Below are 18,950 nucleotides of genomic sequence, written 5' to 3' on the forward strand. Positions count from 1 at the left end.
GGGGAAGTCGGGGGTCTCGCTCATGGTCGGTCCTGCTCTCTGTCGGTCATGCTGTCATTCTCGCTGTCGGTCATCTCAGTATCCCCTGCGCCGTCGCCACCGGCATCATCGGCGGGATCGTCGGGTTTCGTCGGCCCGGACACCACCACGGTGCGTACCTTCACCCGGCCTCGCCGGTCCCTGCCACCTTCGCACACCATGTGCAGTCCGGCGACGTCGAACTCCGCACCGGGCAGCGGCACCTTGCCCAGTTCATAGGCGGCCAGCCCGGCGACGGTGTCGACCTCGTCGAGGATCTCCTCGGGGAACTCCAGGTCCACGTCCTCGTAGAGTTCCTCGAGGTCACCGAGGCTCGTCCACGCCTCGACCCGGAACACGCCGGGGTCGAGGGGTTCGACGGCCACGTCGTCGCCGTCGTCGTACTCGTCGCTGATCTCACCGACGATCTCCTCGAGGATGTCCTCGATGCTCACCAGGCCCGCGGTCCCGCCGTACTCGTCGACGAGCACGGCGATGTGCACCTGGTCGCGCTGCATGTCCTCCAGCAGGTCGTCGAGGCTGCGCGAGTCCGGGACGAAGACCGGCGGACGCATCACGGTGCTCACGGGCACGGAGCGGTCGGCACGTGTGGCGTCGTAGGTCTCGGCGACGAGGTCCTTGAGGTACACCACACCGACCACGTCGTCGACGCTCTCCCCGACCACCGGCACCCGGGACAGACCCGAGCGCACGCACAGCCGCACGGCCTGGGCGGCGGTCTTGTCGTCCTCGATCCAGAGGATCTCCGGACGCGGCACCATGATCTCGCGGGCGGTGGTGTCGGCGAGGTCGAAGACCGACTGGATCATCCGGCGCTCGTCGACCTCCACCACGCCACGTTCCTGGGCGATGTCGACCATCTCGCGCAGCTCGATCTCGGTGGCGAACGGGCCGGTACGCAGACCGCGCCCGGGGGTGACCACGCCACCCAGCCAGACCAGCACCCGCGCCAGCGGGCCCAGGACCTTGCGGAAGACCACCAGCACCGGGGCGGCGCGCAGCGACACGCTGTAGGGGTTGCGGCGTCCCACCGTGCGCGACACCACCCCGACGATCACGTAGATCAGCAGGGTGACCAGCACGATCGCGGCCACGAGGGCCCATCGGCGATCACCGATAACCTCGAGGGCGACCATGGTGACCAGCACCGCGGCGGAGGCCTCGCACACGGTGCGCAGCAGGACGAGGAGGTTGATGAAGTCCGGTCGTTGCTGCACGACCTGCAGCAGCCGGGACGCCCCCGGCCGCTCGTCCTTGACCATGGACTCCACACGGGCCACCGACAGCGAACTCATCGCCGTCTCGGTCGAGGACAGCACCCCCGCCAACGGCAGGATGACGAGTAGCGCCACCACCGCCGCGAGGATGACCGCAGGATCAGGCATCCGGTTCCGGCTCCCCCGCCGACTCCCCCGGCTCACTGAACGGCGGCGGCACCGGGTTCACCCAGCGGTCCGTCCCGGCGTCCGAGGCGCTGGGGAACGCCGCGGCACCGGTGGGCTTCGGCCCGAAGGACACCCCGCGCTCCTTCTGCGAGTCGTACCAGTTCACCAGGATCTCGTTCTGCAGCGCGAACATGCGCTGCTCCTCCTCCGGCACCACGTGGTCGAAGCCGAGCAGGTGCAGCACACCGTGCACGGTCAGCAGGTCCAGCTCGTGGGCCAGGCCGTGGCCGGCACGTTCGGCCTGACCGCGGGCGAACTCCGGGCACAGCATGATGTCGCCGAGCACGCCCGGTCCCGGGGGCGGGCCGTCCTTGCGTCCCCACCCCGGGGTGAGCTCGTCCATCGGGAAGCTCATCACGTCGGTCGGACCGGGCAGGTCCAGCCAGCGCACGTGCAGGTCGGCGATGGTGTCCAGGTCCACGACGTGGATGGACAGCTCCGCCGAGGAGTGCACGTCCAGGCTCCACAGGGCGAAGCGGGCGACGTCGATCAGCTCCTCCTCGTTGACCTCGCCGAAGCCGGACTCGTTGAAGACCTCGATGCTCACCGGGTACCCCTCTCGTTGCGGTTCTTACGTTCCTGGCGTTCCTGCCTGTCGAGCCGGTCCTGGCGGGCCAGTTCCGCCTCCTCGGCCTGCTCCGTCTCGTAGCGGTCGTAGGCCTGGATGATGCGTCCGACCAGGTGGTGGCGCACCACGTCGGTGGAGTCGAAGTCGGTGACGGTCACGCCGTCCACCCCGGACAGTATCCGGTGCGCCACGCTCAGCCCGCTGGACTGGTGGTTCGGTAGGTCGACCTGGGTGAGGTCGCCGGTGACCACGATCTTCGTGCCGAAGCCCAGGCGGGTCAGGAACATCTTCATCTGCGCCGGGGTGGTGTTCTGCGCCTCGTCGAGGATCACGAAGGCGCCGTTGAGCGTGCGCCCACGCATGTAGGCCAGCGGGGCGACCTCGATCACGCCGGACTCGATGAGCCGCGGGATGGACTCCGGGTCGAGCATGTCGCGCAGGGCGTCGTAGAGGGGGCGCAGGTAGGGGTCGATCTTGTCGCCGAGGGTGCCGGGCAGGAAGCCCAGCTTCTCGCCGGCCTCCACCGCCGGACGCGTCAGGATGATCCTGCTGACCTCGCGCTTCTGCAGCGCCTGCACGGCCTTGGCGACGGCGAGGTAGGTCTTGCCCGTACCCGCCGGCCCACTGCCGACGACCACGGTGGACGCGTCGATGGCGTCGACGTAGCTGCGCTGGCCCACCGTCTTGGGACGGATCGACCGGCCGCGGTGCTCCACGATGACCTCACCGGTGACTGCGGCCATGCTGCCGGACGCTGCATCGGACGCGCCGCCGGGCAGCGCCTCGCGCGCGGCCTCGTCGGCGCGGCGGTCGGTCTCGTCGACCAGTTCGATGGTCCGGCGGGTCAGGTCCGGGCTCACCTCGGAGCCGCGCACGGCCATGGCCTCCAGCTCGCGCAGGACGCGACGGGCCCGCGCCACCTGCGAGGCCTCGCCCCGCACGGTCACGTGGTTGCCCCTGCTCAGCAGGTCGGCGTCGATGTGGTCCTCGATGATGCGGAAGTTCTCGTCGGCCATGCCCGACACCGTCTGCGCGGTCTCGGGGTCGAGTTCGACGGAGGTGGAGGCGATACGCCTTGGTGGTTGCTTCAAAACTCTTCCGGGTTCTCCTGTGGATGTGTGACTTGGTGTCGTCACGTGAAGTTTAGCGCCCCCACCGCGTGGTGAGCACCCCGATGGCGCCGAGCGCGACGGCCGCGGCCGTCGCCGTACGCAGCACCTCCGGGCCCAGGACGATCGCCTGACCGTCCTGCGCGCCCGTCACCGCCGCGATCTCCCGGTCACTGACACCTCCCTCGGGCCCGACGACCAGGACGACCTCGTCGACGTCGAGGTCGACGTCACGCAGCGGCGTCGCCGCGTCCTCGTGCAGGACGAGGACGCGCACGCGCGCCGCAGCGTCCTGTCCCTCGTGCTGGTCCTCGTCCTGGCCCCAGGGCCGGTCTGCCAGGTGCGCGGGTAGCTCGGCGATGTCGGTGAGCAGGTCGCCCACGTGGGCGCCGGACAGGCGGCGGGACTGCTTCATCGCAGAGACCGCGGTGGCCTCCCAACGTGACCGTGCCTTCGCGGACTTGTCTGCCTTGTCCGACTTGCCCGTCCAACGCGACACGCAGCGATCGGCCTGCCACGGGATGATCCGGTCCGCACCGGCCTGCACGGCCAGGTCGACGGCCAACTCGGCGCGCTCGGACTTCGGGATGGCTTGCACCACCGTGACCCGCGGGCGCGGGGTGTCCTCGTCGACCCGGCGCTGACCCGTCACTGTCCCACCGGAGCCACCGGAGCTGTTCCACGTCCCGGCGACACCCGTCCCGGAACCGTCGGTGAGCACCACCGCCTCACCCTGGCGGATGCGCTTGACCGAGGCGTGCTTCGCCTCGGAGGCGGGCAGGGTGAACTCGCCGGTCTCCCCCACCGCGGCGAGCTGCGCGGTGAGGTCGGGGACGACGAAGACGGGGTCGGTCACGTCAGTCCTCCGCTACCGGCCGAACTTCTGGCGCAGCCGCGAGAACAAACCGCCGGAGTGCTCGTCCCCGGAGGACTGCAGGCCGGCGACGTGGCCGGTCTCACCACGGAACTGCTCCAGCAGGTCGCGCTGCTTCTTGTCCAGCTCCGTGGGCACGGTGACGTCCACGTGCGCCACCAGGCTGCCGTGGCCCTCGCGGCGCAGGTGCGGCATGCCCTTGCCCTTGACGCGCACCACGGCCTCCGGCTGCGTACCGGGCTCCACGGTGACGGTGGCCACCGAGTCGTCCAGCAGCGGCACCTCCACCGTGGTGCCCAGTGCGGCGTCCACCATCGGCACGTTCACGGTGACGTGCAGGTCGTCGGCGTCGCGCAGGAAGTAGTTGTGCTCCTTGACCTGGACCTCCACGTAGAGGTCGCCGGCGGGGCCGCCGCCGGGGCCGACCTCACCCTCGCCGGACATGCGGATCCGCATGCCGTCGCGGATGCCGGCCGGGATCTTCACCTCGATGTCGCGGCGGGCGCGCACGCGGCCGTCGCCGGCGCACTCCTGGCAGGGGTCCTCGATGATCTCGCCGACACCCTGGCACCGCGGGCAGGCGCGGGCGACCTGCACCCGGCCCAGGATCGACTGCTCGATCTCCATGACCTGGCCCTGACCGTGACAGGTCGGGCAGGTCACCGGGGCGGACTTCGACTCCGAACCGGAACCGTCGCACTCCTCGCAGAGCACCGCGGTGTCCACGGTGACGTCCTTGGTCACACCGGCGAAGCACTCGTCGAGGGTCAGCTGCAGGCGCAGCAGGGCGTCGTTGCCCGGGCGCACGCGCGAGACCCGCGGGCCGCCGGCGCCACCGGCACCGCCGCCGAAGAAGGCGTCGAAGATGTCGCCGAAGCCGCCACCGCCGAACCCGCCGGCACCGCCACCGCCGCCGGGGCCCTGCTCCTCGGGGTCGCCGCCGGCGTCCACGATCTGCCGCTTCTGCGGGTCGGTGAGCACCTCCTGCGCCAGGGAGGCCTCACGGAACTGCTCCGCGGCCTCCTCGGACGGGTTCACGTCCGGGTGGTACTTGCGGGCCAGCTTGCGGTAGGCCTTCTTGATCTCGGCGTCCGACGCGTCACTGCTGACACCGAGAATTCCGTAGTAGTCACGTGCCAAGGTGGCTGTTTCCTTCTCACCGTTAGTTGGGGACTGTCCATCATCCGGCCCCGGGGCTTTCCCCGGCGGGCCGAAAACCGGGGCCCGAAAAGGCCCCGAAAATCACCCCGACAAGTGTAGTACGTCCTACTCGCCGGCGAGAATGCGGGAGACGTAGTGGCCCACCGCCTGCACCGAGCTGATCGTACCGGGGTAGTCCAGGTACGTGGGCCCAAGCACCCCCATACCGCCCATGACCTCGTCGCGGGCACCGTAACCGGTGGACACCACCGCCGCGGACTGCAGCTCGGCGGTGCCGTTCTCCTCGCCGATGGTCACGCTGACCCCGTGGTCGCGCGCCGTGGAGAGCAGCCGCAGCACCACGACCTGTTCCTCCAGGGCCTCCAGCACGCTCTCCAGCTCGCCGGCACGCACCAGGTTCGGTGTGCCCGCCAGGATCAGCCGGTCGGTGGGACGCTCCAGCATCGTCTCCACGAGCACCGTCGCGCAGTTCAACGCCGGGGCGCGCAGGCGCGGCGAGACCCGTTCGTCGTCGCCGGCGGCCATCTCGGCGATGGCCGCGGAGGCGTCGTCGAGGGTGTGGCCCACGAGGGTCTCGTTGATCAGCTCGCGCAGCTTCGGCAGGTCCTCCGCCGACAACGGGTCGGCGAGGTCCACGTTGCGCTGTTCGACCTGCCCGGCGTCGGTGATCAGCACCAGCAGCAGCCGGGTGTCGCCGAGCTGCACGATCTCGCAGTGCTTCACCCGCCCGCGACGCAGGTCCGGGATCTGCACCACCGCGACCTGGCGGGTGAGCTGGGCGAGCAGCTGCACGCTGCGGCGCAGCACGTCCTCCATGTCCACCCCGTCCTCGAGGAAGCCCAGGATCGCGCGGCGTTCCGGACGGCTCAGCGGCTTGATCTGAGCGATGCCGTCGACGAACGTGCGGTAGGCCTTCTCCGTGGGGATGCGCCCGGAGCTGGTGTGCTGCTGGATGATGTAGCCCTCGGACTCCAGCACCGCCATGTCGTTGCGGACCGTCGCCGAGGACACCCCCAGCCGGTGACGCTCCACCAGGGCCTTGGAACCGACGGGTTCGTGGGTGGAGATGAAGTCGGCGACGATGGCGCGCAGCACCTCGGCACGCCGTTGCTCGGTCCCCGTCATCGCCTTAGCCGCCATGGTGTGTGCCCTGCCTTTCTGTCTCCCGCCAGTATGGCACGCACCCCCGGGCACGTGTCATCCCTGCTGTGCTCATCCCTGCCGGGTTCATCCCTCTTCGGCGAGCAGGATGTCGGTGATGATGCCGTCGGCCAGCAGCCGGCCGCGGTCGGTCAGGCGGGTACGCCCGTCGACTCGCTCCAGCAGGCCGAGCTCCACGTGGTGCTCGACGGCGGACGCCGCGGACGCCAGCACCTCGTCCGCCAGCCCCTCGCGCAGCCGCAGGCCCAGCATGACCCGCTCAGTGTGCAGGTCGCCGCGGCTCAGCGGCTCCACGGTGGTCACCGGGCTGCGCCGCTCGGACGCTCCGTCAGTGCCGTCGGCCCCGTCCGTCCCTTCGCCGAGCGCCTCGGCGTAGCGCCGCGGCAGCTTGGCGTTGACCAGACGGGTGATACCGCTGAACTCTGTGCCGGACGTACCGGACGCGTCAGCCGCGACCGGCTCCACGCCGCGGCCGGTGACCGGGTCGTCCACAAGCCGCACACACCCGTGGGCGCCGGGGCCTGCGCCCCACCACTGCCCCGAGCGCCAGTAGACCATGTTGTGGCGGCACTCCCCGCCCGGGCGCGACCAGTTCGACACCTCGTACCAGCCCATACCCGCCTCGCTGAGTGCCGAGTCGATCATCTCGTACCGGTCGGCGTAGACGTCCTCGTCGGGCTGCGGCAGCAGACCCTTGCGCACCTTGCGTGCCATCGCCGTGCCGTCCTCCACGATCAGGGAGTAGGCGGAGACGTGGTCGACGCCGGTGGACAGCACCTGGTCGAGGGTGAGCCGCAGGTCGTCGTCGGTCTCGGTGGGGGTGCCGTAGATGAGGTCGAGGTTGACGTGCTCGAAACCGGCGGCCATCGCCTCGCGGGCGGCCTCCGTGGCGCGCCCCGGGGTGTGCGTGCGGTCCAGGACCTTCAGGACGTGGCCCGCCGCGGACTGCATGCCCAGCGACACCCGCGTGTAGCCGGCCTCCAGCAACGTGTCGAAGAACTCCGGGGACGTCGACTCCGGGTTCGACTCCGTGGTCACCTCCGCCCCCGGCGCCAGGCCGAGGGTGCGCTTGACGGCGCCGAGCACGCGCGCCAGGCCGTCCGCCCCCAGCAGCGACGGTGTGCCGCCGCCGAGGAAGACGGTGGACGGCGGGCCGGTGCGGTCCCAGTCACACGCGGCGAGGTCGAGCTCGGCCTCCAGCGCGGAGAGGTACGTCGACATCGAGGAGGAACCGGTCTCCCCCGGCGTGTAGGTGTTGAAGTCGCAGTAACCGCACCGGGTGCTGCAGAACGGCACGTGGATGTACAGGCCGTGACGGTCCTCGGGGATGCGGGTCATTGGGACCATGCTATCGGTCGGACGCCACGGGGCCGCAGCGGGGCCGCAGCGGGGCCGCAGCGGGGCCGGGCCGGGGCAGTCTCAGCCGGCGGCGACGCGGCGTGAGCGGATCTTCGACAGCACCTGCTCCACCCGGGCGCGCTCGGCGAGGAAGCGCGGCGGGGCCTCGCCGCGTAGTTCGCCGACCAGCGCGGGGTGGTCGCCGACGACCTCGCCGCGCCAGCGCGACGCCACGTCGCGCGCGTGCTTCTCCGCCCTCGCCAACGCCTGCGGCAGCAGGACACTCTGATCCTCGACCGCCAGGCGGGTCTGCTCCACCGTCCACTCCGCCAGGTCGGCGAGCATGTCGGTGAGTTCGGTGTTGCGCCGGCGCAGGTTCACCCGCAGCGTCGCCGTGCTCACGATCGGTGCCGGCTGCGGCTCGACCGGGGTGACCGCGTGGTCGCGCAGGAAGGACAGGGTGCGTCCCGGGTGGTTGTCCACCACCGTGGCCGACAGTGACCCCGAGCGGATACCGGAGACGAACGCCTGACGCAGACCGTTGAGCTCGGCGAGCGCGGCACGGACCTCGGCGCGTCCCACGGAAACGGACTCCGCGAGTTCCAGGAGGCAGTCCTCCACGAGCTCCTCGTCCCAGTCCGCCATGGACTCGGAGAGGTTCTCGATGAGTTCGGCGACCTCGTCGCCGATGTCGTAGACGCTCTGGGTGAGCTCGCGCAGTCGCAGTCGGGCGGCGTCGTGCACGGATGGCTCCTCTCGGCAGCGTCAGAAGTCGGTTTATCTCGCGGGTCGCGACTGAAGGACAGTCTAGGACACGACGAACCCCGGCCCATGGAGGCTGGGCCGGGGTGGTGTCGGGGATTACCAGAATCTAGCGGGAGGTGTAGATCCAGGCGATGTCGTCGGCGAAGTGCTCGGCGACGGTGTGCCGCTTGACCTTCATCGACGGGGTGACCTCGCCGTCGTCCTCGGTGAAGTCGCGTCGGCAGATGCGGAACTTCTTGATGCCCTCGGAGTGCGAGACGGTGTCGTTGGCCTCGTTGATCGCGTCCCGGATCTCGGCGCGCAGCACCGGGTTCTTCGCCAGCTCCTTGACCGAGGTGTCGGCGTTGAGGCCGTTGCGCTTGCGCCAGCCGACCAGGGCCTCCTCGTCGAGGGTGATCAGGGAGCCGACGAACTTCTCGTTGTCGCCGACGACCATCGCCTGGGAGATCAGCGGGGCGGAGCGCAGGATGTCCTCCAGCGGCCCCGGGGAGACGTTCTTGCCACCGGCGGTGACGATGATCTCCTTCTTGCGCCCGGTGATCTTCAGGTGGCCGGTGGGCAGCAGCTCACCGAGGTCGCCGGAGATCACGAAGCCGTCGTCGCTGAAGCTCTCCTTCGTGGCCTTCTCGTTGTTCCAGTAGCCGTCGAAGACCACGGTGCCCTTCATCAGGATCTCACCGTCGTCGGCGATGCGCACGGTGTTGCCGCCGACCGGCTTGCCGACGGTGCCGATGATGTTGTCCGGCTCGAAGTTCACCGCGATCGCCGCGGTGGTCTCGGTCATGCCGTAGCCCTCGTAGATGCGCACGCCGATGCCACGGAAGAAGTGCATGAGCTCCGGGTTCAGTGCCGAGCCGCCGGAGATGGCGTACTGCAGCTCGCCGCCCATGGCCGCCTTGACCTTGCCGTAGACCAGCTTGTCGTAGACGGTGCGCTTGACCTTCAGGCCCAGCGAGGGCCCCTCGGCGGAGTCGAGGGCCTTGGAGTACTCCACGGCGGTCTTCTCGGCGCGCGGGAAGATCTTGGCGCCGATGCCGCCACCCTCGGTGGCCTTGGTCTTCACCCCGGCGTGCACCTTCTCGAAGACGCGCGGGACGCCGAGGATGAGGTGGGGCTGGGAGCGCTGGAACTCCGGCACCAGGGTGGACATGTCCGCCCAGTGCGACTGGGTCGCCCCACCGATCGTCGTGGCCAGGGAGACCGCGCGCGAGAGCACGTGGGCCAGCGGGAGGAAGGTCAGCGTGCGGTTGCCCTCCACGGCGATGCCGCCGATGGGGTGGGTCAGGATCGCGCGCGCCTCGCCGAGCCAGTTGGAGTGCAGCAGCCGACAGCCCTTGGGCCGTCCGGTGGTGCCGGAGGTGTACACCAGGGACGCCAGGTCGGAGGACTTCGTCGCGGCGATGCGCTCCTCGACCTGCGCATCGTCGACGTCCTTGCCTTCCTCGACGAGGGTCGCCACGGCACCCTCGTTGAAGGACAGGACGCGGCGCAGGTGGGCGGTGCCCTCCACCGGCTCACCCTCCTTGACGAAGGTGCGCAGGCGCACGGCGTGGCCGGACTTCTCGGCGATGCCGAGGCGCGCGCCGGAGTCCTGCACGATCCACTCGCACTGCGAGGTGGACGAGGAGGGGTAGATCGGCACGGAGACCGCACCGGCGGCCATGATGGCGAAGTCCAGCAGGCTCCACTCGTACCGGGTGTCCGACATCAGCACCACACGGTCGCCCTGGCCGATGCCGTTGGCGATGAGTCCCTTGGCGACGTCGTAGACCTCGCGCAGGAACTCGTCGGCGCGCACGTCGACCCACTCGAACTTCCGCGGACGGCTGTACAGGATGGTCTGGGGACGCTTCAGGGCATTGTCCCTGATCGCGGTCAGACAAGTCTCGTTCTCGCCGACGGTGTACAGCGCCTCCGAGGAGTACTCCTGCATGTCTCTCCAATCACAGTGATGTCAGGTGGTCGTTCAGCTCACACCCGGGAACCCTGCGTGTTCCAGTCCACAACGCTAGCTGACGTCTGTATCGATATAATGAAAATCGCGAATCCCGTGGGGCACAGGCGGGATGTCAGAGGAAGTAGCTGATCAGCCAGGCCACCACGAGCAGGACGATCAGCAGGATGAGGGCCTGCCTCACTCTGGAATGGTGCTTCACCGTTTCTGCCTTTCCTCTCGCGTCTCGCCGGACGGTCCGTCCGCCGGTCCGAAGGCCTGCCGCTCCTCGTGGCTGAGGGGAAGCAGGCCGAAGGCCACCTTCATCAGCACCACGGCGATGACGGAGGCCACCAGCACCAGGACGATCAGGACCAACGGGGTCTGCAGCCACAGCGGGAGGTCGAGGACCCATTGTTCTATGCCGTCAGTCACAGGAAACGATCCTACCTTCCAGTCCGCGCGGGAGGTTACCCCGCCGAGTCCGCCGCCCCTGCGAGCCCACGACGGCGCAACAGCGGCTCCACACTGCGCTGTTTACCGCGGAACATCCAGAAGGCGTCGTCGTAGTCGATCGTCGCCCCGCGCGACAGGACCATGCGGCGGAACCGGTCACCTGCGAAGCGCACGTCGTCCGGGTCGACCCCGTCACGCCCGGCGGCGTCGGTGTCGACGAAGCCCTCGAATCCGTCGGCGTCGAGCACCTCGGCCCACAGGTAGCTCCAGTAGTCCGCCGAGTAGCCCCCGGCGAAGATGTGGTTGAAGTAGGTCGAGGAGTACCGCGGCGCCAACGCCGGGGCGTCCGCGCCACCGCCCACCGCGCCGAAACCGGCGGCCTCCAGGGCGTCCTGCTCGAAGGACGCCACGTCCGTGACCGCCGCCGCCTGCGCGGGGGTGAGCCGGTGCCACGCCAGGTCCAGCCAGCACGCCGCGAGGTACTCGGAGGTGGAGAAGCCCTGACCCCACGCCGCCTGCCGGCGCACCGCGTCCACCATCTCCTGCGGCAGCGGCTCCCCGGTCTCCACGTGGCGGGCGTAGTTCGCCAGCACCGCCGGCTCCAGGGCCCAGTTCTCGTTGATCTGGCTGGGGAACTCCACGAAGTCCCGCGGCACGTTCGTGCCGGACAGGCTCGGGTAACGCACGTCGGACAGCAGCCCGTGCAGGGCGTGGCCGAACTCGTGGAAGACGGTCATCACCTCGTCGATGCTCAGCAGAGCCTCGCCCCCGGCCTCACCCTCAGCGGGTTTGGCGATGTTGAGCACGTTGACCACCACCGGCGTCTGGCCGAGCAGGTTGTTCTGGTCCACGAAGCTGCTCATCCACGCCCCGCCACGCTTGGTGGGACGGGCGTACATGTCGGTGAGGATCAGGCCGATCGCCTGACCGCCGGCCGCCTCTTCTTCCCTGACCTCCCAGACCCGCACATCCGGGTGGTAGCCCACGAGATCCTCGCGCGGGGCCACGGTGATGCCGTATAGCCGTTGCGCGGCGAAGAAGGCCCCGTCGCGCAGCACACGCTCCAGCGGGAAGTACTTCTTCATCTCGGCCTCGTCGACGTCGAGCTCCTCGGCGCGCAGCTTGGCCGCCCAGTAGGGCCAGTCCGACTCGGTGAGGGGGTCGCCCGCACCGGACTTGTCGAGTGCCAGCTTGTACTCGCCGGCGGCGTTGGCCACCGCCGCCGGGGTGAGCGTGCCCAGCAGGTCGTCGACCGCGGCGAGCGAGCCGGCGGTCTCCTCCTCGGCGACGAACTCCGCGTGGTTGGGGTACCCGAGCAGTTCCGCCCGGCGCGCCCGCAGCCGGACGATCTCCAGCACCACCTCGTCGTTGGTGCCGCGTCCACGGGCACGGGACGCCTCGGTGACGCGGGTGCGGGCGGCCGGGTCGTCGAGCTCCTCGATGACCGGCTGCACGCTCGGCAGACCCAGGCGCACCAGCCAGCCGTCCTGCCCGGTCTCGGCGGCGTCGGCGGCGAGCCGGCGCCTGTGCGCCGGGCTCAACCCCGCCAGGTCGTCCTCGTCGGTGAACAGGACGGCACCGGCGTCGGTCGCGGCGACGAGGTTGCGTCCGAAACGCGTCGAGAGTTCCGCCAGGCGAGCGTCGATGGTGGCCAGCTCGGTGCGTCCGGCGTCGTCGAGGGCGGCGCCGCCGCGGCGGAAACGCCGCAGCCAGTGCGTCAACAGAGCCTCGTCCTCACTGCCCTCGGGGAGCTGCGACCGGGCGGAAAGGGCATTCACCCGGGCGAAGAGGCCGGCGTCCATGTTCACCGCGCTGACGTGCTCGGCGAGCTCGGGGGCGACGGTCTCCTCCACCGCCACGACCTCGTCGGTGGCGTCCGTGCCGGCGTAGTTGAAGACGATGGCGAGCACCCGGTCGAGCAGCTGACCGCTGGCCTCCAGGGGCTCCATGGTGTTCTCCCACGTGGGCTCCTGCGGGTTCGCCACGATGGCGGCGATCTCCGCCCGGTGGTCGACCACACCGGTGCGGAAGGTCGGGACGAGGTCGCTGAGCGCGATCGCGCGGAAGTCGGGCAGCTCGTGGTCGAGGTCCGAGGGTTCGAGCAGGGGGTTTCGTGAAGTGGTGTCGCCGGTCATGCGCGCCAGCTTAACGTGCCGCCCGACGGGGATCAGGGGGCGGATACACCCGAGATATTTATTTTCCGTAGTATATCAACCATGTCAGCCCCGGTAGAATACAGCACCACCACCACGCCCACCGACGAGAAGGCGCCCGTGAGCTCGTCGAACACCACGTCAGACAGCTCGTCAGACAGCTCAAACGACAAGGCGAAACCGCGCCGCCGGGCACGAAACCGCCGTGCCGACGGGGAGCGCTCGCGCCAGCGCATCCTCGCCGCCGCCACGCGGATCGCCGCCGAGCGCGGGTACGACGGGACGAGCATCGCGGAGATCTGCCGGGAGTGCGGGCTGCCCGCCAGTTCCCTGTACTGGCACTTCCAGGACAAGGACGACCTGATGTCCCAGGTCATCTCGAAGAGCTTCGACGCCTGGAACAAGGCCTGGGACATCCCCGTCGACGAGGACATCCTGCAGCACCTCCCCCAGATCGCCGAGCAGCTCCTCGACGCCCTGGAGAACCACCCGGAGTTCATCCGCCTGTGCCTGCCTCTGGCGTTGCAGAAGCGCAGCGACGACCCCAGCCCGCGCCGCATGTACCTGCAGATGCGCGCCGACGTCATCGCCCGGCTCTCCGACATCGGCGCCGCCCACTTCGCCCACGTCCCGGAGCACCGGCGGACCGCCATCGTGACCTACATGGTCTCCGGGGTGGAGGGGCTGTTCGTGGACCACGAGATGAACGAGTCGTCGAACCTGCGCCGTCAGCTGGACCTGCACGCCATGGGGGTCATCTCGATCATCATGCAGGAAGCCAGCAGCCACCGCTGACCCGATGAGGACCGACCCCGCCACCGGCGACCCGTTGCTGTGCACCCCGTCCGGCACCGTGCGGGGATCCTGGCGTGAGGACCCCGACGCCGGACGCCACCGCGTCGCCGTGTTCCGCGCGGTGCCCGTCGCCGCACCCTTCGACAGTGGCGACGTCCTCTTCGCCACGCCGCGACCGGCCCCGGCGTGGGAGGGCACGCTGGACTGCACCGACACCGCCGGACGTCGCGGGCTGCGCGCCGCACACACGGCCACGGTGTACTGCCCGTCCGGCGGGCCCGGGGCACTGCCGGTGATGGCGTGGGTCCACGGCGGACGGTTCGAGACCGGCCACGCCGACGAACCCTGGTACGACGGCTGCGCCCTCGCCCGCGAGGGCTGCGTGGTCGTCGCAATGAACTACCGCAAACGCTTCGAGGGCTTCCTGCCCCTGCCGGGCCCGGGTGCTCAAGGAGCAGAAGAAGGTGCAGACGCCGCCACCTTCCGGGGCGTCGAGGACCTGTTGCTCGGTCTGCGGTGGATCAGGGACTGCGCCGGAATCGCCGGCGGTCTGGACGCCGACGCCGACCGGGTGACGCTGGCCGGCCAGTCCGCCGGCGGTGCCCTCGTCGCCTGGCTGCTCACCGACCCCCGTGCCACCGACCTGTTCCACCGGGCCGTGCTGATGTCACCGGGCGCCCCTCGTCGCGGCTGGACGCAGCGCCGGCTGACCACGCGTCTCGCGTTGCGCGCCGGCCGTGGCGGCCGTACCGGCCGTGGCGTCGCGCGCGCGCCGTCCGTCGACATGCTCGCGTCGTTGACCCCCACCCAGCTCAGTGCGTCCTACCGACGCTTCGCCCGTATGCACCTCACCGACTGCGCCGTGGGCGTGTACCCGCTGGACCCCGGCACGCTGCGTGCGGTGCCCGTGCTCGTGGGCACGATGCACGACGAGTTCGTGCGCTTCCCGCTCGTGCGCCAGACCGACGGTCTCCTGCGCCGCGTGCTGGGCCGGGGGCTCCGCCTGCCGGGGACGGTGGACGCCCGGCTCCTCGCCCCGTCGATGCGGGGCCTCGGCGTGCCGCTGCGCCACCTGCGTGCCTGGTGCCGGGTGGTGGGGACCACCGCCCCGGTGCACCCGTTGGGACGCACCGTCGGCGACCGGACGATCCGGCGCTGGGCCTCCGCCGTCGCCGAGGCGCTCGCGGGAACCGGCGGGCAGGTGTGGGCCTACGAGTTCCGCGGCCGTCCCGGCATCCCGGCCCAGCACTGCGCGGAACTGCCGCTGCTCTTCGACCGTCTGAACGTGGACACCACCGAGGTCGAGGCCGTGTGCGGGCCGGACGCGCAGCACCGGCTCGGCCGGCCGGGCGGGGTCGGCGAACAGTTCCGCACCACCGTCGTCGACTTCGTCCACGGCCGGGACCCGGACTGGGAACCCTTCGGCACACCGGCGCGCACCGCGCGCGTCTTCGACATGGGTGGCGACGCGCAGGACGCCACCACGCGCGACCCCTGGCGCGCGGTACGTACCCTGCTGGGCCCGCTGTACTGAGGCCACCTGCAGCCTCCTCCCGCTGTCCCCTGCATCCTCCCGCGTCCGGGGGTGGCGGTTAGAGTTGTCGGCATGGCTCTCACCTTCCCCACCCTCGACACCCTCCGCAACCGCCGCACCATGAAGTGGACGGCCTACGAGCCCGACGTCCTGCCCCTGTGGGTCGCCGAGACCGACTTCGACACCTGCCCCGCCGTCGCCACCGCCGTGCGCGACGCCGTGGACCGCGAGTACTTCGGCTACCCCGAACTCGGTGCCGGCTCACAGCTGCTCGCCGAGGCGCTGGCGTCGTTCTCCCAGGCCCGCCACGGCTGGACGATCGACCCGGGCAACGTCACCGTGGTCCCCGACGTGGTCAAGGGCATCGTCGTGGCCGTCGACAACCTCACCGCACCCGGCTCGTCGATCGTGGTCCCGCTACCGGCCTACCCGCCGTTCCAGAAGGTGCCGGCCGCCACCCGCCGCCCCGCCACCTACGTGCCCATGGGCACCGGCGACGACGGTGAGGCCGTGTTCGACCTCGAGGCCCTCGAGCGCGCCTTCACCTCCACCGACAACCCCCACGGGGTGGGCAGCATGATCCTGTGCAACCCCTTCAACCCGCTGGGGCGCGCCTTCACCGCCGGGGAACTGCGCGCGGTCACCGACCTGGCCGCCAAGCACCACGTGCGCGTGATCTCCGACGAGATCCACGCCCCGCTGGTCTACTCCGGCAACCACGTGCCCACCGCCACCGTGTCCGACACCGCCGCGCAGGTCACCGTCACCGTGACCGCCACCTCCAAGGGCTGGAACACCGCCGGGCTCAAGTGCGCCCAGCTGATCACCACCAACAACGACGACACCCGCGACATCGCCCGGCTCTCCAACCTCGTCACCGGCGAGGCCTCCACCATCGGTCTGGCCGCCGCCACCGCCGCCTACACCGGGGGCCTGGACTGGCTCACCGAGGAGGTCGACTACCTCGCGGCGAACTGGCGTCACCTCGCCGAGCGCCTGCCCGAGGTGCTGCCCGGCGTGCGCCTGCCGCAGGAGGAGGCAACCTTCCTGGCGTGGCTGGACGTCTCGGACGTCGACCGGCTGCGCGGCGCCGACGGCACCGTCACCGCACCCGCCGCCCGGCTGCGCACCCTGGCACGCGTGGGACTCAACGAAGGCACCGACTTCGGACCGACCGGTGCCGGCCACGTCCGGCTGAACTTCGGCACCTCCCGCGAGATCCTCGACGAGGCCCTGGACCGTATCGCCGCCGCCGACCTGCGGAGCGGAGCCCCGTGCGAAGCCTGACCCGAATCGTCAGCTCCATGAAGGAGCTGTGGCCGTACTACACGATGGTCATCATCGCCGCGACGGCCACCGTGCTGCTCTCCCTGGCCTCGCCGTTCCTGATCAGCCACGCCACCGACACGATCGTGGGCTCGGTCGGCGGGTCGATCTCGACCGAGGCAGCCACCCGCACCGTCATCGGCGTGGCCCTGGGCCTGCTCGCCGCCGAACTCGCCCACACCGTGATCCACAACGTGGGCGGCTGGTTCGGCGACGTCATGGCCATGCGCATGCGCCAGATCCTGTCGAACCGCTACTTCGCCAAGCTGCTGGCCCTGCCGCAGAGCTACTTCGACCGGCAGATCACCGGCACCATCATCTCCCGGCTGGACCGTTCGATCATGGGGCTGACCCAGTTCCTGCAGTCCTTCGCCAACAACTTCTTCTCCATGGTGCTCACCGTGATCGTGGTGCTGGCGATCTCCGCCTGGTACTACTGGCCGCTGGCCCTGCTGCTGATCATCATCTTCCCGATGTACCTGTGGCTCACCGCGCTGACCAGCAAACGCTGGATGCGGTGGGAGAAGACCAAGAACGAGCACATCGACACCGCCCAGGGCCGCTTCGCCGAGGTCGTCGGCCAGGTGAAGGTGGTGAAGTCCTTCGTCTCCGAGCTGCGCGAGCTGCGCCTGTTCCAGACCCACTTCGCCGAGACCGTGGACGTCACCAAACGCCAGTCGCGCTGGTGGCACATGATGGACATCTTCCGCATGGCCGGCATGAACCTGGTGTTCTTCGCCATCTACCTCGTGCTGTTCCTGCGCACCCTCAACGGCTCCTTCACCATCGGCGAACTGGTGCTGCTGGTGCAGCTGGTGGCGATGGCGAAGCAGCCGGCCACGATGATGAGCTGGATGGTCGACTCCGCCCAGCGCGCCGCCGCCGGCTCGAGGGAGTACTTCGAGGCCATGGACGAGCTCGAGGAGCCGACCACCTCGCCGGTGCTGCTCGCCGCCTCCCGCGAGTACGGCCCCTCGGTGGTCGACGCACAGGCCGTGGAGGACGCCGTGCCCTCCCCGCCGGAGCCCGTCCCCGGCTGCGACCGTCCCGGCGGCACCCCCGTGTTCGAGTTCGACGACGTGAGCTTCGGCTACGACGCCGACGAGCAGGTCATCCACCAGGTCAGCTTCGCCGCCGGGCACAACGAGAAGGTCGCCCTGGTCGGCGAGTCCGGCGGCGGCAAGTCCACCCTGGTCAACCTGCTGCTGGGGCTGTACCGTCCGACCGACGGCACGCTGCGGGTCTGTGGCCACGACATCCGCGAGCTCTCCGCCGCCCAGCTGCGTGGCATGGTCGGCGTGGTCTTCCAGGACGCCGCACTGTTCTCCGGCACCATCCGGGAGAACATCGCCTACGGGCGTCCCCACGCCACCGACGAGGAGATCCGCGAGGTCGCCGAGCGTGCCAACGCCGACGCCTTCATCCGCAACTTCCCCGCCGGCTACGACACCCTCATCGGTGAGCGCGGCCTGCGGCTGTCCGGCGGGCAGAAGCAGCGCATCGCCGTGGCACGCGCCATGCTGAAGGACGCCCCGATCCTCATCCTCGACGAGGCCACCTCCGCCCTGGACACCCGCGCCGAGCGCGCGGTGCAGGCCGGTCTGGAGGAGCTGATGGTCGGACGCACCACCCTGGTCATCGCCCACCGGCTGTCCACGATCGCGACGGTGGACACCATCGTCACCCTCGACGCAGGACGGGTCGACGAGACCGGTTCGCCCGCCGAGCTGGCGACCAGTGGCGGCATCTACGCCGAGCTGCTGCGCCTCACCGCCAGTTCCTCGGACGCCGACCGCGCCCGGCTGCGCCGCTTCGGCTTCCACGGCGACGGTGGGCCGGAGGTCGACTCGGAGGAGAGCGGGGAGAGCGGGGCCCACCCGGAGGAGTCGGCAGACTCCTGACCCTCCTCACGCACCGAGGGGCGAAGATCGAGCGTGGGATGGCTGAATCACCGGGTTCACCATCCCACGCTCGATCTTCGCCCCTGTTCCGGCGGTGCACATGAGCGAACCCCTCCACCGTTCCCGTGCGGGAGGTGGAGGGGTCCGCGTCTACAGCGTGACGCCGGGGAGGGTCAAGGACTAGTTGTCCTTGAACTTCCCGATGACCTCGTTGGCCTTGTCGGTCGCCTTCTCCTTGACGTCCTCGAACTTCTGCTTCGCATCGGACTTGACCTGGTCGGCCTTGCCCTCGTTCTTGAGGTCGTCGTTACCGGCGGCGCCGCCGGCAGCTTCCTTGGCCTGGCCTGCTGCGTCCTCGGCCTTGTTCTTGATGTCGTCGATCCCTGACATTA

Annotated in this window: 16 protein-coding genes; 4 read left to right on the forward strand and 12 right to left on the reverse strand. The window is 70.0% G+C overall.

Annotation, left to right across the window (positions count from 1 at the left end; genetic code table 11):
* Positions 1–20: 20 nt before the first annotated feature.
* The 11 genes from ACT3TD_RS08795 to ACT3TD_RS08845 form a co-directional block, all read right to left on the reverse strand.
* A complete protein-coding gene (locus tag ACT3TD_RS08795; protein ID WP_301442233.1) occupies positions 21–1,424 on the reverse strand; it encodes a hemolysin family protein in 1,404 nt (467 codons plus the stop codon).
* Positions 1,417–2,031: an rRNA maturation RNase YbeY gene (ybeY, locus tag ACT3TD_RS08800; protein ID WP_301442232.1), complete on the reverse strand. Its 615-nt coding sequence runs from the start codon at positions 2,029–2,031 to the stop codon at positions 1,417–1,419. Before ybeY ends, ACT3TD_RS08795 begins: the two co-directional genes overlap by 8 nt.
* Positions 2,028–3,143, reverse strand: coding sequence for a PhoH family protein (locus tag ACT3TD_RS08805; protein ID WP_301442231.1), 1,116 nt, complete (start codon positions 3,141–3,143; stop codon positions 2,028–2,030). Before ACT3TD_RS08805 ends, ybeY begins: the two co-directional genes overlap by 4 nt.
* A gap of 52 nt (positions 3,144–3,195) precedes the next feature.
* Positions 3,196–4,017 carry a 16S rRNA (uracil(1498)-N(3))-methyltransferase gene (locus tag ACT3TD_RS08810; RefSeq protein WP_301442230.1) on the reverse strand — a complete coding sequence of 274 codons (822 nt, stop codon included), beginning with the start codon at positions 4,015–4,017 and terminating at the stop codon, positions 3,196–3,198.
* A gap of 12 nt (positions 4,018–4,029) precedes the next feature.
* Positions 4,030–5,175, reverse strand: coding sequence for a molecular chaperone DnaJ (gene dnaJ, locus ACT3TD_RS08815; RefSeq protein WP_444614836.1), 1,146 nt, complete (start codon positions 5,173–5,175; stop codon positions 4,030–4,032).
* A 126-nt stretch (positions 5,176–5,301) separates the two neighbouring features.
* The gene (gene hrcA, locus ACT3TD_RS08820) at positions 5,302–6,321 is read right to left on the reverse strand and encodes a heat-inducible transcriptional repressor HrcA (RefSeq protein WP_301442228.1); all 1,020 of its coding nucleotides are present in this window, start codon (positions 6,319–6,321) and stop codon (positions 5,302–5,304) included.
* 102 nt (positions 6,322–6,423) lie between these two features.
* Positions 6,424–7,704: a radical SAM family heme chaperone HemW gene (gene hemW / locus ACT3TD_RS08825; RefSeq protein ID WP_301442227.1), complete on the reverse strand. Its 1,281-nt coding sequence runs from the start codon at positions 7,702–7,704 to the stop codon at positions 6,424–6,426.
* A gap of 72 nt (positions 7,705–7,776) precedes the next feature.
* A complete protein-coding gene (locus tag ACT3TD_RS08830) occupies positions 7,777–8,439 on the reverse strand; it encodes a hypothetical protein (RefSeq protein WP_301442226.1) in 663 nt (220 codons plus the stop codon).
* A gap of 127 nt (positions 8,440–8,566) precedes the next feature.
* The gene (locus ACT3TD_RS08835) at positions 8,567–10,393 is read right to left on the reverse strand and encodes an AMP-dependent synthetase/ligase (protein WP_444614838.1); all 1,827 of its coding nucleotides are present in this window, start codon (positions 10,391–10,393) and stop codon (positions 8,567–8,569) included.
* Between the two features lie 219 nt (positions 10,394–10,612).
* On the reverse strand, positions 10,613–10,828 hold the full coding sequence (locus ACT3TD_RS08840; RefSeq protein ID WP_441579654.1) for a hypothetical protein: 216 nt from the start codon (positions 10,826–10,828) through the stop codon (positions 10,613–10,615).
* A 35-nt stretch (positions 10,829–10,863) separates the two neighbouring features.
* A complete protein-coding gene (locus tag ACT3TD_RS08845) occupies positions 10,864–12,984 on the reverse strand; it encodes a M3 family metallopeptidase (protein WP_441579653.1) in 2,121 nt (706 codons plus the stop codon).
* A gap of 81 nt (positions 12,985–13,065) precedes the next feature.
* On the opposite strand from ACT3TD_RS08845, the gene ACT3TD_RS08850 reads away from it, so the two are divergent.
* The 4 genes from ACT3TD_RS08850 to ACT3TD_RS08865 all read left to right on the forward strand — a co-directional run bounded on the left by ACT3TD_RS08850 (position 13,066) and on the right by ACT3TD_RS08865 (position 18,558).
* A complete protein-coding gene (locus ACT3TD_RS08850; protein ID WP_301442222.1) occupies positions 13,066–13,797 on the forward strand; it encodes a TetR/AcrR family transcriptional regulator in 732 nt (243 codons plus the stop codon).
* A gap of 4 nt (positions 13,798–13,801) precedes the next feature.
* Positions 13,802–15,331, forward strand: a complete 1,530-nt coding sequence (locus ACT3TD_RS08855; RefSeq protein ID WP_441579652.1) for a carboxylesterase family protein — start codon at positions 13,802–13,804, stop codon at positions 15,329–15,331.
* A 72-nt stretch (positions 15,332–15,403) separates the two neighbouring features.
* Entirely contained in the window at positions 15,404–16,618 is a 1,215-nt protein-coding gene (locus ACT3TD_RS08860) for a MalY/PatB family protein (RefSeq protein ID WP_301442220.1), read from the forward strand.
* 17 nt (positions 16,619–16,635) lie between these two features.
* The gene (locus ACT3TD_RS08865; RefSeq protein ID WP_301442219.1) at positions 16,636–18,558 is read left to right on the forward strand and encodes an ABC transporter ATP-binding protein; all 1,923 of its coding nucleotides are present in this window, start codon (positions 16,636–16,638) and stop codon (positions 18,556–18,558) included.
* A gap of 180 nt (positions 18,559–18,738) precedes the next feature.
* Here ACT3TD_RS08865 and ACT3TD_RS08870 read toward each other — a convergent pair whose 3' ends face one another.
* Positions 18,739–18,948, reverse strand: coding sequence for a CsbD family protein (locus ACT3TD_RS08870; protein WP_301442718.1), 210 nt, complete (start codon positions 18,946–18,948; stop codon positions 18,739–18,741).
* Between the last annotated feature and the right edge of the window lie 2 nt (positions 18,949–18,950).

The organism is Corynebacterium sp. AOP36-E1-14, from assembly GCF_052377495.1.
In the GTDB taxonomy this organism is placed as follows: domain Bacteria; phylum Actinomycetota; class Actinomycetes; order Mycobacteriales; family Mycobacteriaceae; genus Corynebacterium.